Source organism: Streptomyces odontomachicola, from assembly GCF_039605595.1.
Lineage (GTDB): Bacteria > Actinomycetota > Actinomycetes > Streptomycetales > Streptomycetaceae > Streptomyces.
Genome location: NZ_JBCFOK010000023.1, coordinates 69036 through 81798, shown reverse-complemented (window position 1 = coordinate 81798; position 12763 = coordinate 69036). Strand labels below are relative to the sequence as shown.

At 72.2% G+C, this 12763-nt stretch carries 9 protein-coding genes, 1 tRNA gene and 1 riboswitch; of the genes, 5 read left to right on the top strand and 5 right to left on the bottom strand.

Annotation, left to right across the window (positions count from 1 at the left end; all coding sequences use genetic code 11):
- Positions 1-37 precede the first annotated feature (37 nt).
- The 3 genes from ABEE00_RS32290 to ABEE00_RS32280 form a co-directional block, all read right to left on the bottom strand.
- Positions 38-982: an aldo/keto reductase gene (locus tag ABEE00_RS32290; protein WP_345749336.1), complete on the bottom strand. Its 945-nt coding sequence runs from the start codon at positions 980-982 to the stop codon at positions 38-40.
- Between the two features lie 504 nt (positions 983-1486).
- Positions 1487-2674 carry a M23 family metallopeptidase gene (locus ABEE00_RS32285; protein WP_345749320.1) on the bottom strand — a complete coding sequence of 396 codons (1188 nt, stop codon included), beginning with the start codon at positions 2672-2674 and terminating at the stop codon, positions 1487-1489.
- Positions 2675-2687: 13 nt separating this feature from the next.
- A riboswitch (cyclic di-AMP (ydaO/yuaA leader) is annotated at positions 2688-2914 on the bottom strand.
- Between the two features lie 327 nt (positions 2915-3241).
- A complete protein-coding gene (locus tag ABEE00_RS32280) occupies positions 3242-4558 on the bottom strand; it encodes a PP2C family protein-serine/threonine phosphatase (protein ID WP_345749319.1) in 1317 nt (438 codons plus the stop codon).
- Positions 4559-4941: 383 nt separating this feature from the next.
- On the opposite strand from ABEE00_RS32280, the gene ABEE00_RS32275 reads away from it, so the two are divergent.
- The 5 genes from ABEE00_RS32275 (at position 4942) to ABEE00_RS32255 (ending at position 10299) form a co-directional block, all read left to right on the top strand.
- Positions 4942-6267: a PP2C family protein-serine/threonine phosphatase gene (locus tag ABEE00_RS32275; protein WP_345749318.1), complete on the top strand. Its 1326-nt coding sequence runs from the start codon at positions 4942-4944 to the stop codon at positions 6265-6267.
- 169 nt (positions 6268-6436) lie between these two features.
- The gene (locus ABEE00_RS32270) at positions 6437-7036 is read left to right on the top strand and encodes a chemotaxis protein CheB (protein WP_345749317.1); all 600 of its coding nucleotides are present in this window, start codon (positions 6437-6439) and stop codon (positions 7034-7036) included.
- Positions 7036-8907: a CheR family methyltransferase gene (locus tag ABEE00_RS32265; protein ID WP_345749316.1), complete on the top strand. Its 1872-nt coding sequence runs from the start codon at positions 7036-7038 to the stop codon at positions 8905-8907. Before ABEE00_RS32270 ends, ABEE00_RS32265 begins: the two co-directional genes overlap by 1 nt.
- Positions 8908-8928: 21 nt before the next feature.
- On the top strand, positions 8929-9798 hold the full coding sequence (locus ABEE00_RS32260) for a GAF domain-containing protein (protein ID WP_345749315.1): 870 nt from the start codon (positions 8929-8931) through the stop codon (positions 9796-9798).
- 201 nt (positions 9799-9999) lie between these two features.
- Positions 10000-10299 (top strand): ANTAR domain-containing protein, encoded by a 300-nt coding sequence (locus ABEE00_RS32255; RefSeq protein ID WP_345749314.1) that lies wholly within the window; start codon positions 10000-10002, stop codon positions 10297-10299.
- 78 nt (positions 10300-10377) lie between these two features.
- Here ABEE00_RS32255 and ABEE00_RS32250 read toward each other — a convergent pair.
- A tRNA-Lys gene (locus ABEE00_RS32250) sits at positions 10378-10450 on the bottom strand.
- A gap of 196 nt (positions 10451-10646) precedes the next feature.
- Positions 10647-12647 carry a DEAD/DEAH box helicase gene (locus tag ABEE00_RS32245; RefSeq protein ID WP_345749313.1) on the bottom strand — a complete coding sequence of 667 codons (2001 nt, stop codon included), beginning with the start codon at positions 12645-12647 and terminating at the stop codon, positions 10647-10649.
- Positions 12648-12763 lie beyond the last annotated feature (116 nt).

The following is a 12763-nucleotide window of genomic DNA, read 5'->3' as shown; positions in this document are numbered from 1 at the left end:
CCGGACCACTAGGTGATCAGCCCTAGGTGACGACCCCTTACGCGGACGCCTCCGTGAGCTTCGCCAGCTCGTCCTCCGTCAGCACCGTGCCGCCCACCGCCATCAGCGCGGGAAGCTGGTCGACCTTGCGGGCGCTGGCGATCGGCGCGGTGACCGTCGGCTGGGCGGCGAGCCAGGCGAGGGCGATGGTCGCGGCCGACGCGTCGTGGGCGCGTGCCACCTCGTCCAGCGCGCGGAGCACCCGCTGGCCGCGCTCGGAGGCGAGGTAGTCGGCGACGCGGGAGGCGCGCGCGCCCTCGGGCTCCGTGCCGGGGCGGTACTTGCCGGTGAGGAAGCCCGAGGCCAGCGCGTAGTACGGCATGACGCCCAGGCCCTCGCGCGCCGCGATGCGCTCGAGCTCGCCCTCGTACGTGTCGCGGGACATCAGGTTGTAGTGCGGCTGGAGGCCCACATAGCGGGCCAGGCCCTCGCGCGCGCTGAAGTCCAGGGACTCCTGGAGGCGCGCGGGGCTGATGTTGGAGGCGGCGATCTCGCGGACCTTGCCCTCCTTGACCAGCGCGTCGAGCGCGGTGAGGAACTCCGACACCTCGACGCTCTCGTCGTCGTAGTGCGTGTAGTAGAGATCGATGCGGTCGGTGCGCAGCCGGCGCAGGGAGTCCTCGACCGCGGCCTTGATCGTCGTCGCGGCGAGGCCGTTGTTCGGCGCCAGCGCGCCGACCTTGGTGGCGATGACGACCTGGTCGCGCACGGAACTGCCGCGCTCCGCCAGCCACTTGCCGATCACGGTCTCGGACTCGCCGCCCGCGTTGCCGTCCACCCAGGCCGAGTAGACGTCGGCGGTGTCGATGAAGTTGCCGCCGGCGGCGAGGTACGCGTCCAGCACGGCGAAGGAGGCGGACTCGTCGGCGGTCCAGCCGAAGACGTTGCCGCCGAGCGAGAGGGGGGAGACGGCGAGCGTGCCGAGGGGGCGCCGGTCTTCCATGGAGTGAGGGGAAGGGGTGTTCCGGGTGGTGTCAGCCATGGCGTAGACCGTAACTCCGCCGCTTCCGCCCGGCACGGACATTTCCCTGCGGACAAGCCCCGTAAGGGGAGGCCGGACGCCGAGGCCAGGGCCCGAAGCCAAGGCCACTAGGGGTCTCGTAAGGGGAGGGCGGAGCCCCTAGGGATCCCGTACGGGGAGGGGCCGGCGGCCCTGGTGTCGGGGGGTGAGCCACCAGGACCGCCGGGGTCTTCCGTACGGATGCGTACGGATGCGTGCGGAGGGGAGAGGGGGCAGGGGAGGCCCCCGTTCGCCGCCGCCCCGTCCCCTCCTGCTGTGCGCGCCGTGGAGGCGACAGGTCGGATGGTGCGCTGACCGGTCGGACCGCCCGGCAGTCCGAGGCGGCGGCGTGGATGTGAGCGGAACGTTCCGAAGCGGGAGGCGGGCGGGGTGGGGAGGCCGTCCCTTACGGGGCCGGCCCCGTAAGGGACACCGCGCGGCGCCTCCTCAGACGCTGAGCCCCTTGCCCCGGAGCCACGCCAGCGGGTCGATCGCGTCGCCCCCGCCGGGGTGCACCTCCACGTGCAGGTGCGGGCCCGAGGAGTTGCCGGTGGAACCGACCCTGCCGATGACGTCGCCGGTGCCGACCTTCTCGCCGGCCGACTTGTTCATCGAGGACAGGTGGCAGAACCACAGCTCCGTACCGTCGTCCAGCTGCAGCACGATGCGGTAGCCGAACGAACCGGCCCAGCCCGCCTCCTTGATCGTGCCGGAGTGGATGGCCTTCACCGGAGTACCCGTAGGGGACGCGAAGTCCTGCCCCGTGTGGGTGGACTGCCACATGCCGCCGGAGGCGCCGAAGCCCTCGGAGAGCGTGTAGTTGGAGACCGGCAGCGTGAAGGAGCGGGCCAGCTTGGCGAGCCGCTCGGCCTCCGCCTTCCGCTTCTTCTCCGCCTCGATCTTGGCCTTCTTCTCGGCCTCGGCCTTGCGCTCCGCCGCGGCGTTGGCCTTCGCCTTCTCCGCCGCCGCGTGCGCCGCCTGCTGCGCCGCGGCCTCGCGGGCCTTGGAGTCGGCGTCGTTCTGCTGCTGTTCGGCCTGCGCGAGTATCCGGGCGCGCAGCGCCTCGCCCGCGTCGGTGCGGCCCTGCTGCGCGTCGCCGTCGGTGATCCCGGCCTGGCTCAGGGGCGCGCCCGCGAGCACCGAGTCGTCGGCGGACTCGTCCGCCAGCAGGCGGCCGACGCCGGGCAGCTCCTTGGCGTCCGGGATCTTCTCGGCGGCCGAGGCGAGGTCGGGCATCGAAATGGGCGCCGGCGCGCGGTCCTTGGCGGTGGCCATGCCGCCGGCGCCGACCGCGGCGATCACGCCGACGCCGAGCACCGCGCCGCTGCGGGCCATGCCGCCGCCGCGCTGCTTGCCGACCCTGTGCCGTCCCCTTACGGGGCGCAGGGACTCCTCGGTCGGGTTCCACTCGCCCAGCGGGCCGCCGTCGCCCGGCTGTTCGTCGGAACCGTACGCCGCGACGGGTATCTCGGCGGTCTCGGCCGCGGGGAAGAAGGTGGTGGCGGGCCCGTAGGGGTCGGCCATGCTGCCGTACTCGTCGTACCTGCTCCGGGGCCGGTCGTACGCGGCGGCCTGCGCGTACGGTGCGCCGCCGGTCTCCGGCGGGGCCTCGGGGGCATGCCTGTTGGACGCCACGGGGGGCGTTCTCCTTTCCTTCCTTCTCGCCTACCGGGTTAGCTGACGGGTTCGGAGCAGGAAGGTCTCCTACGGGTGCCTCGTGGGAGAAGGCACCCGATTCACCCCGGACCTCCCGTACGGCCCCTAGGGGTCGGACGGTGAGGAACCCTCCTCGGGCGACCGTGTGGACGGCCGTCGAGCAGGGGTGGTTCCCCGGTTCCCTCGGTGCTGCCTATCGAGTTGTGGCTCGTGATGGAGCACGTACGGGATTCGGCGACGGCGCACGGTGCCGTCTCTCGTGACGGCAGTGACGACCGCGCTGCGTTATCGAACGTTAATAGAGTCGGTGGCTTTATTCCAAGCCGTTCCGGTGATTTTGTAGTCGCCGTCGCCCCGCAGTTTCCGCCCAGCGGAGGGCAATTGGGGCGCTGAATCACCCGTTTTGAGCCATGCGATCGCCGAGAGTGACCAACGCGGGCCGCGATCGCGGCGGTTGAGGAACGGTCACGGCGCCCGGCGGCCTTCACGTGCTCCTCACGATTTTGCTTCTCGAACGTGATCATGGACCGGCCGCGCCCCGGACCGTCACCCCTGGTCAGACCCCGTACCCCTAGGGGCTCCGTCTCCGCTAGGAGCTCCGCTTCCCCTAGGGGCTCCCTCTCCCCTAGGGACTCCGTCTCCCTTGGGGACCCCGTCCCCCTCAGGGGCTTCGCCCCCGGGCGCCCCACTCCTGGGCAGCCGTCCGAAGGCCGCCGCGCTGCCTCCGGCGAAACCCGTACGGGGCTTCTCGTGCAGCACGGAACCGGAGCGCCGCGCCACGAGCAGCGCCAGGTCGTCGGTGGTGCCGCCGCCCCCGGTGTACGCGAGCACGTCCGCCATCACGGCGTCGAGCAGCGAGTCGGCGGTGTCGAAGCGCAGGCCGGCGAGGCGTTCGGCCGGCTCGTAGAAGGAACCGTCGAGATGCGATCTGGCCTCGGACAACCCGTCGGTGTAGAGCAGCAGTTGCGAGCCCACGGAGAAGGTGACCTCGTCGGCGCGGTCGGGCCACACCCCGAGCTCCGGCATGCCCAGCGGCAGCGCGTACCCGGTCGGATCCAGGCTCCGCACCGTCCCGTCGCCCTCGATCAGCAGCGGCGGAGGGTGGCCGCGGTTCACGATGCGCAGCGTGTCCGGGCGGTCGGCCGGCACCTCGGCCAGCACCGCGGTGGTGAAGCCCTCGAACTGGTCGAGCCCCCGCCGCCGTTCGCCCTCCCTGTGCAGCGCCCACTCGAGACGCGCGGTGAGACCCTCGAGGGTCCACTCCTGCTCGGCCGCCTCGCGGAAGGCGCCGAGCACGATGACCACGGCCTCCACCGCGCCCATTCCCTTGCCCCTGACATCGCCGACCAGCATCCGCGTCCCGTAGGGGGTCTCCTGGACCGCGTACAGGTCGCCGCCGATCCGCGCGTCCGTCTGGGCGGCCTGGTACCGGGCGCCGAACTCCAGCGCCCCGATCCGGGAAGGCGGCAGCGGCAGCACCGCGCGCTGCGCCGCCTCGGCGATGCCGCGCGCCGAGGCGAGCTCCGCGTCCCCGCGGCGCAGCGCGCGGTTGATGCCCAGCGCGAGCACGGCGACGGTGACGATGGTCAAGGTCCGCATCGCGTCGCCGAGCGGGCTCTGGTCGCCGTCCAGGGCCAGCAGCGCGCCGAAGAACACCGAGGCCAGCACCCCGATGACGGCCGTGCAGCGCTGCGTGCAGAACGGCGCGGCCACCAGCGGAGCCGCGGAGAAGAAGGGCCCACCGGTCATCTCGGGGGCCGGGAAGAACACCCGGCACAGCACCCCGAGCGCCAGCAGGAGCGCCGGAATCCACCGCGCGAACCACGGGGCATTCCGCCCTATGACGGGCACGTTCTTCCGCACCGGACGGCTTCCTCTCCTGCTGTGCTGCTGCGCTCGGGCACCGTCCCAATCTGGCCGCTCGCCTACGGGTCGGCCACTCGGCCTCCGCCATTCGTCCGGACCGGGTTCTCCCTTACGGGAAGGGTCACCCCCTAAGGGATGCCGGGCCCTAAGGGCCTGGTCCCGGGCCCCCGGAGGGGTCGGCCCCCTAGGTGAGGGGCACCCCTACGGGTCTGGCCCGGGGCCCCGGAGGCGCCGGCCCCTAGGTGAGGGGCTCCCCCTAGGGGTTCCGCTGGGGACCTGCCGCGCAACCCGATCGCGCCACTCCATGCCGCGCGGCGGGGCCCGCGACGTTCCACTGGTAGCCGGGAGCCGTCACCGGGACACGAGGGAGAGCGCCGGGCGTGGGAACGGGCAGAGCGGTCAGGGCGCAGAACACGGCCGTGTGGCCGCAGACCTGGGTGCGCTGGCTGCCGCCGCTGTTCATCGTGATCGCGGTCGCCCTGGAGGTGACCGTTCCGCCGCGGTACTTCTTCGGCTCCCTGCTGAGCGCCTCGGTCCTGCTCGGCGCGCTGGTCTACCCGCCGCTCGGCACCCTCGCCACGGGCTTCGCCTGCGCCCTGATGCTGGTGATCCTCGACATCAGCGCGACCAAGGAGTACAACGAGCACCTCTCCGGCGCGATGATCACCGTCTGCATCGTCACCGTCCTGGTCACCCTGCTGTCGGTGGCGCGTGTACGGGCGGCCCGGCAGCTCAGCCAGGTGCGCGCGGTGGCGCAGGCGGCCCAACTCGCGCTGCTGCGCCCGCTCCCCGAGCACATCGGCCCCGTACGGATGGCGGGCTGCTACCAGGCGGCGACCGACGAGGCGCTGATCGGCGGCGACCTCTACGGCGTCCGCCGCAGCCCGTACGGGTTGCGGGTGCTGATCGGCGATGTCAGGGGCAAGGGAATCGGCGCCACCGGCACCGTGGCCACCATCCTGGCGTCGTTCCGCGAGGCGGCCACGGTCTGCACCGACCTGCCCGAGGTGGCCGACCGCATCGAGGCCGCGCTGGCGCTGGACCGCGAGGACGCCGAGGCCGGGATGCTGCCGAGCACCGCGCCGCCCCCTGAGGACCCTGTCAGGGCAGCCCGTAAGGGGTCTCAGGGGCGCCCGCAGGGCGCGCCGGCCGTCCCTGAGCCGCCGCAGAGCGCCGGGGAACTCTTCGCCACCGCCGTCCTGATGGAGCTCCCCGAGGACGAGGAGGTCGTCCGCGTACTGGCGCGCGGCCACCCGCCGCTCTTCCGCCTCGGCCCCGACGAGGTCACCCCGCTGGAGCCGCTGGAGGAGGAGTACGGGCTGCCGCTCGGGCTCGGGGAGCTGGCGACGGGGCCGCAGCGGGTGCGCAGGTTCGAACTCCCCGCGGGCCGGATGCTGGTGGCGTACTCGGACGGCGTGACCGAGGCGCGGGACAGGGACGGCGAGTTCTACCCGCTGCGGCAGCGGCTGGCGGCACACTTCACCAGCACGGACACCGGCACCGGCTCGGGCTCCGGCCCCAGCCCCGGCCCCGCCGCGGACTGGGACGCCGAGCCGCCCCTGGCCCCGAGCGACGTGGTCTCCTTCGTCCAGCGCGACGTGAACCGCTGGGCGCCCTCGCTCAACGACGACCTGGTCGTCGTCGTACTCAAACGCTGCGCAACCCCTGAGGGCCAGCACCCACAGAGCGCGGGCCCTGACACGTAACGCCCCACACCAACCGGACCGGAAGCCGGCTCCCGTCACACACCGACGCTTCCCACGGAGGGCGCGCCCGCACGCAGCGGCGGCGCCCTCCGTGGCGCGTGCCCTCCCCCGGCCGTGTCCGGCCGGTCCGCGCGGTCCCCTTGCTTGGCCCGTCCACTAGGCTCGCGGCGTGACCGAAGTCCAGCCGGCGGCAGACCGCTTCGATGTGCTGGCCGTCGCGTCCTCGGCAGGAGGAATCCACGGCCTGAGCGTGCTGCTGGGCTCCCTCGAACCGGAATTCGGCGTCCCCGTGCTGGTGGTGCAGCACCTCGATCCGAGGCACCGGACGGTCATCGCGGAAATCCTCGCGCGCCGTACGCGGCTGCCGGTGAAGCTCGCCGAGCAGGGGGACGTCGCACAGCCCGGCGCCGTGTACGTCGCACCGCCCGACCGCCACCTGCTGGTGGGGGCCGACGGCACGCTCTCGCTCTCGGACAGCGAACTGGTCCACTTCCTGCGCCCCTCGGCCGACCTGCTCTTCGAGTCGGTCGCGGGGGCGTACGGGGCGCGCGCGATCGGCTGCGTGCTCACCGGCACGGGCTCGGACGGCGCGATGGGCGTGGAGGCGATCAAGTCACGCGGCGGCACCGTGATCGTGCAGGACCCGGAGACGGCCGAGTTCCGGGGCATGCCCGACTCCGCCGTGGGCACCGGGTCCGTGGACTTCGTGCTACCCCTGGAGGAGATCGCTTCGGTGATCCGCGGACTTGTCGAGACCAAGAGGCAGTAATGAGCGAAGCGCAGCAGGCCGGAACCGACGAAGAGTTGGAGGATCTGCTCGTCTTCCTGCGGGATTCGCGGGGGTTCGACTTCACGGGGTACAAGCGCTCATCGCTGGGCCGGCGCATCCGCAAGCGGATGGCCGCCATCGACGTCTCGACCTACACGGACTACCGGGACCGGCTGGAGGCGAACGCCGACGAGTTCGGCGCGCTGTTCAACACCATCCTGATCAACGTCACCTCCTTCTTCCGCGACCCCGACGCCTGGACGTACCTCCAGCGCGAGGTCGTCCCCGAGCTGCTCGGCGAGATCGGGGACGAGGAGGAGGTCCGGGTGTGGAGCGCCGGCTGCTCCAGCGGCGAGGAGGCGTACTCGCTGGCCATCATGTTCGCCGAGGCCCTGGGCATCGAGGAGAGCCTGCGCCGGGTGAAGATCTACGGCACGGACGTGGACGAGGAGGCGCTGCGCGCCGCGCGCTCCGGGCTCTACCCGGCCAAGTCGCTGGAAGCGCTCTCGCCCGAGCTGCGGGAGAGGTACTTCGAGCAGGACGGGGCGCAGTTCGTCTTCCGCTCCGACCTGCGCCGCCGTGTGATCTTCGGCAGGCACGACATCACGCGGGACGCCCCCATCTCCCGGCTCGACCTGCTGGTCTGCCGCAATGCGCTGATGTACTTCAACGTGGAGGCCCAGCGGCAGATCGTCGACCGCTTCCACTTCGCCCTGCGGGAGGGCGCGTACCTCTTCCTCGGCAAGGCCGAGATGCTGCTGAACGACGCCGACAGGTTCGAAGTGCTCAGCATGCGCCAGCGGGTGTTCCGGCGCCGCCCCGGGGAGTCGGGGCCCCCGTACCACCAGCATCCGCTGAAGGTGCGGATCAGCGGGCCGAGCGAGTTCCAGACGCCGGGACGCAACCGGCAGGTGCGGGATCTGCTGCTCGACTCCTTCCCCTCGCCCTCCGTCGCGGTGGACGCCGACGGCAGCGTGGCGCTGATCAACAGCCAGGCGCGCCATCAGTTCGGGCTCACCAACAACGACATCGGGCGGCCGTTCCAGGACCTGGAGATCTCCTACCGCCCCGTCGAACTCCGCTCGCTGATCGAGCAGTCCACGCACGAACGGCGGACCCTGCGGGTGAACGGCGCCGAGCGGCGGGTCGGCGAGGAGGTGCAGTTCTACGACATCCTCATCCAGCCGCTCATGGGCGGCAACGGCCTCCCCGCGGTCACGCACATCACCTTCACCGACGTGACGGTGTCCACCCAGCTCAAGTCCGAGGTCAAGCGGGTCCGCGAGGACCTGGAGACCGCGTACGAGGAGCTCCAGTCCACCAACGAGGAGCTGGAGACGACGAACGAGGAACTCCAGTCCAGCATCGAGGAGCTGGAGACCACCAACGAGGAACTCCAGTCCACCAACGAGGAGCTGGAGACCACCAACGAGGAACTCCAGTCCGGGAACGAGGAGCTGGAGACCATGAACGAAGAGATGCGCACCAGGACCGAGGAGCTGGACGAGGCCCGCGCCTTCCTGGAGGGCGTGGTGACCAGCATCGCCGCCGGGGTGGTCGTCCTGGACACCGAGGTCAGGGTGAAGAGCTGGAACCGCGGCGCCGCCGACCTGTGGGGCCTGCGCTCCGACGAAGTGATGGACTCCTCCTTCTTCTCCCTGGACTTCGGGCTGCCCACCGAGAAGCTGCGCCCGGTCGTCCAGCAGTGCCTGGACTCCCGCTGCCGCACGGGCCCCGTCGACGTGGAGGCGGTGAACCGCATCGGCCGCTCCATCACGTGCAGCGTGGTGTGTTCCCCCTTCGACGGGCACAACGGCGGCGTCGTGCTGCTGATGGAAGAGGGCAGGAGCGGAGTCGTCGACGGGGCATGACGGCGTCCGTACGATGACGGTATGGAACCGGGTGGGGGCGCTCCGGACCGGGCCGCTGAGGCATGGCGTCGGGCGGCGCTGGCGCGTCGGCGTGCCGAGGCGGCGCAGGACCGGGCCCGGCATTACGAGCTGCTCGCCGCCGGATCGGAATCGGGGCGGGTCGCGAGGCTCAAGGCCGAACTGGCCGCCCTCCAGCGCAGGAACGCGGAGTGCCATCTCTCCTCGGCGCAGCTCCAGGAGGCGTACGCGCGCCGCGCCGCGCAGTGGCGGGGCAACGCCCCCGAGCCCCGCTTCATGACGGGCGTCGCCGAGGCGTGCGGCAGCCGGAGCGCGGTGCTCACGGTGCTCGGCGCCGACCACGGTCAGCTCTCCTTCGCCGCGTCCGACGAACGGGCCGAGCGGGCGCAGGAGGTCGAATACCTCCTGGAGGAGGGCCCGGGACGGGACGCGACGCTGGACCGGGGCCCGGTGCGCGCTGCGGGGAGCGCCATCCCGGAGCGCTGGCCCGGTTACGGCCCCGAGGTGGCCGGGCTCGGAGTGGCAGAGGTGCTGGCCGTCCCGCTGCTCGTGGGCGCCGAATGCCTGGGAGCGCTGACGGTCTTCGACGGTCTGCGGCAGGGGAGCCCGCGCACCGCCGAGCTGGTGGCCGAGACGCTGACCCGGATGGTTCTCCTGGGCCCCGAGGCGGAACCCGAGCTGTACGGGGGCGCCGAGCATCAGTACGTGGTGCAGCAGGCCGCCGGAATGGTCGCGGTACAGGCGCGCTGCGAGGTGGCCGACGCGCTGGCGATGCTCAAGGCGCGTGCCTTCGCCGAGGGCGCCCGCATCGAGGCGGTCGCCGATGCGGTGGTGCGCAGGACGCTCAGACTGGGCGGGGCGGACGCGACCTGAAGGTCCAGGCGCTCCTGCGGTCTTCGGCTCGTCTTCGGCTCGGTCGGCTGCGGAGGAGGGATGCTCATGGAGCCTGTTGCCGAGTCGGCAGACTCCACTTACCGGGTCAGGGCGGCGGACCGGACCGCGTGTCAACAGGCCGTGGACCGCGCCGTCTTCATGCGAGCGTGGTCGATGCAGAGGCGGGCTGCGGGAGTCGAGATGCGCCTGCGAGCGGTCTCGATGCGCCTGTTCGCACGGGCCATGCGCGGTGACCGCCGGCATCCGCCGGCCGCGCCGGCTCCTGGCGCCGCGCCTGCGTCTCCCCTGCCGGGCCTGCAGCGGGCCATCGTGCTGGAGCAGGCCAAGGGCGTCATCGCGGAATGCCTCGACTGCTCCGTGGACGAGGCCGGTGTCCTGCTCACCGAGCACAGCCGCAGACTGAACCAGCCGCCCGACGCCTTCGCCTGCGAAATCTTGAACAACCGGGGCGCCGAACTCCGGCCGCACAAGGCGCCCTGACAGCGACGGGCCCCGGCCAGGGTGAGTGGCCGGGGCCCGTCGTCGCAGTTCAGAGCCCTACAGAGAGCGTCTGTCCGGTAGGCCGTGTGGGACTCGAACCCACAACCAATGGATTAAAAGTCCACTGCTCTGCCAATTGAGCTAACGGCCCGCCCCCGCAGCATAGCCCGGCGGCTCTCCGCATCTCGAAGGCATTCGCCTTTGCGTGGAGTCGGGCCCGGAGTCGGACCCGCCGGGCCTCCTCAGCGGGCGGCTACGGAAGGGCCGCCGACGGCCGGAGCCGACGGCGGCCAAGAGCCCCTAGGGGGAGGGAACCCCCTAGGGATCCCCTAGGGGGTCCCTGAGCGTCAGCCGTTCCGCTTCCAGCGCGGCTTGTCCGCGCGGCGGTCGAAGGAGCGGTTGCCGCCGCGGTGGCCGCCGCCGTACTCGCGGTGCCCGCCACGGGAGTCGTGGTGCTGCTCGTCACGGCGCCCGTAGGAACGGCGGTCGTCGCGGTTGTACGAGGAAGAGCGGTCGTCGCGGTTGTAGGAGGGGCGGTCGTCGCGGCGGTAACCGCCGCCGCCGTTCCGGTTGCCGCGGTTGTCGTCGCGGCGGTTGTCCCGGCCTTCACGGTTGTCGCGGTTGTAGGGGCGGCGGTCGTCGCCGCGCCCGCCGCGGTTGTCGTCCCGGCGGAAGCCGCCGCGGTCGCCCCGGCCGCCGCCGTCGCGGTCGCCGCGGTTGTCCCGGCGGAAGTCGCCGCCGCGCCCACCGCGGTCGCCGTCGCGCCCGCCACGGCCACCGTCCCGGCCGCCATCCCGGCCGCCGTACGAACCGCGCTGGTCACGGCGGTCCTTCTGCTCCTCGCGCTTGGCCTCGCGGCGCTCGCGCTCGCGCTCCTTCTCCTCCTGGCGGGCCTCGCGGCGTGCCTCCTCGGCGGCCTCGGCCTCGACCTCGGCGGTCAGCGCGGCCTGCGCCTCGGCGACGGCCTGCTCGGGGTCGTCGCCCCGCTCGCGCGCCGCGCGCGCCGTCAACCGCTCGCTCTCCTCGCGGAGTTCGGTCGCGCGCCGCTGCGCGCGCTCAAGCTGCCGGGCGAGCTGCTTGGCCTCGCGCTCGGCCTGCTTGGCGGTGTCGCCGGCGGACTGCGCCTGCACCTCGGTCAGCGAACGGGCGCCGGTGATCCGCGCCACGTCCTCGTCAAAGACCTCGCCGCGGCCGATGATGTGCCGCGAGGCGTCCACGCCCGCGTCCTCCATCAGCCGGAAGATCTGCCGCCGCTGGTGCGGCAGCGCCAGCGACACGACCGTGCCGGACTGGCCCGCACGCGCCGTACGACCGGAACGGTGCAGGTAGTCCTTGTGATCGCCCGCCGGGTCCACGTTCAGTACGAGGTCGATGCCGTCCACGTGGATGCCGCGCGCGGCGACGTCGGTGGCGACCAGCGTGTTGACCTTGCCGTCCTTGAAGTCGGCGAGGGTGCGCGTACGGGCGCCCTGGGTCATGCCGCCGTGCAGCGCGTCGGCGCGCACGCCGGTCTCGCGGAGCTGCTCGGCGACGCGGTCGGCGCCGAGCTGGGTGCGCACGAAGATGATGGTGCGGCCCTTGCGCGCCGCGATGGCCGCGGTGACCGGGGCCTTGTCGCGCGGCTTCACGACCATGACGTGGTGGGTCATGGTGGTGACGGCACCCTGGGCGGCGTCCACCTCGTGAACCTCGGGGTTCGTGAGGTAACGCTTCACCAGCGAGTCGATCTCCTTCTCCATGGTCGCGGAGAAGAGCATCCGCTGGCCGCCCTCGGGTACGAGGTCGAGCAGCTCGGTGACCTCGGGCAGGAAGCCCAGGTCGGCCATCTGGTCTGCCTCGTCGAGGATGGCCACCTCGACGTCGTCGAGCGAGCAGGCGTTCCGGTTGATCAGGTCGCGGAGCCGGCCCGGGGTGGCGACCAGGATGTCGACGCCGCGCTCGAGCGCGGAGATCTGGTTGCCCATCGAGGTGCCGCCGCAGACGACCTTGAGCTTGAGGCCGAGCACGTCCCCGTAGGGCTGGAGCGCGTCGGAGACCTGCATCGCGAGCTCGCGGGTGGGCGTGAGGATCACGCCGCGCGGGCGCTTGCGCTGCGTGCGGCCGCCGCTGTTCAGGCGGGTCAGCAGCGGCAGGCCGAAGGAGAGCGTCTTGCCGGAGCCGGTGCGGCCGCGGCCGAGGATGTCCTTGCCCGCCAGCGCGTCCGGGATGGTCGCGGCCTGGATCGGGAAGGGGGTGGTCACGCCGTTCTCGGCGAGCTTGCGGACGACCGGGCTCGCGAGGCCGAGGTCCGCGAACGTCACGGTCTCGGTGTCCTCGGGCAGGACGGCGTCAGGTGCAGCAACAGACATGCGAAATGCAAACCTCTCGGAGTCATCGGCACGTGCCCCGGACTCCGTGAGTGCACACACGACCGCCTCGATGCGGTCTCCATCACGGCTAAGCAGGAACGCGCCACACGGCGCGT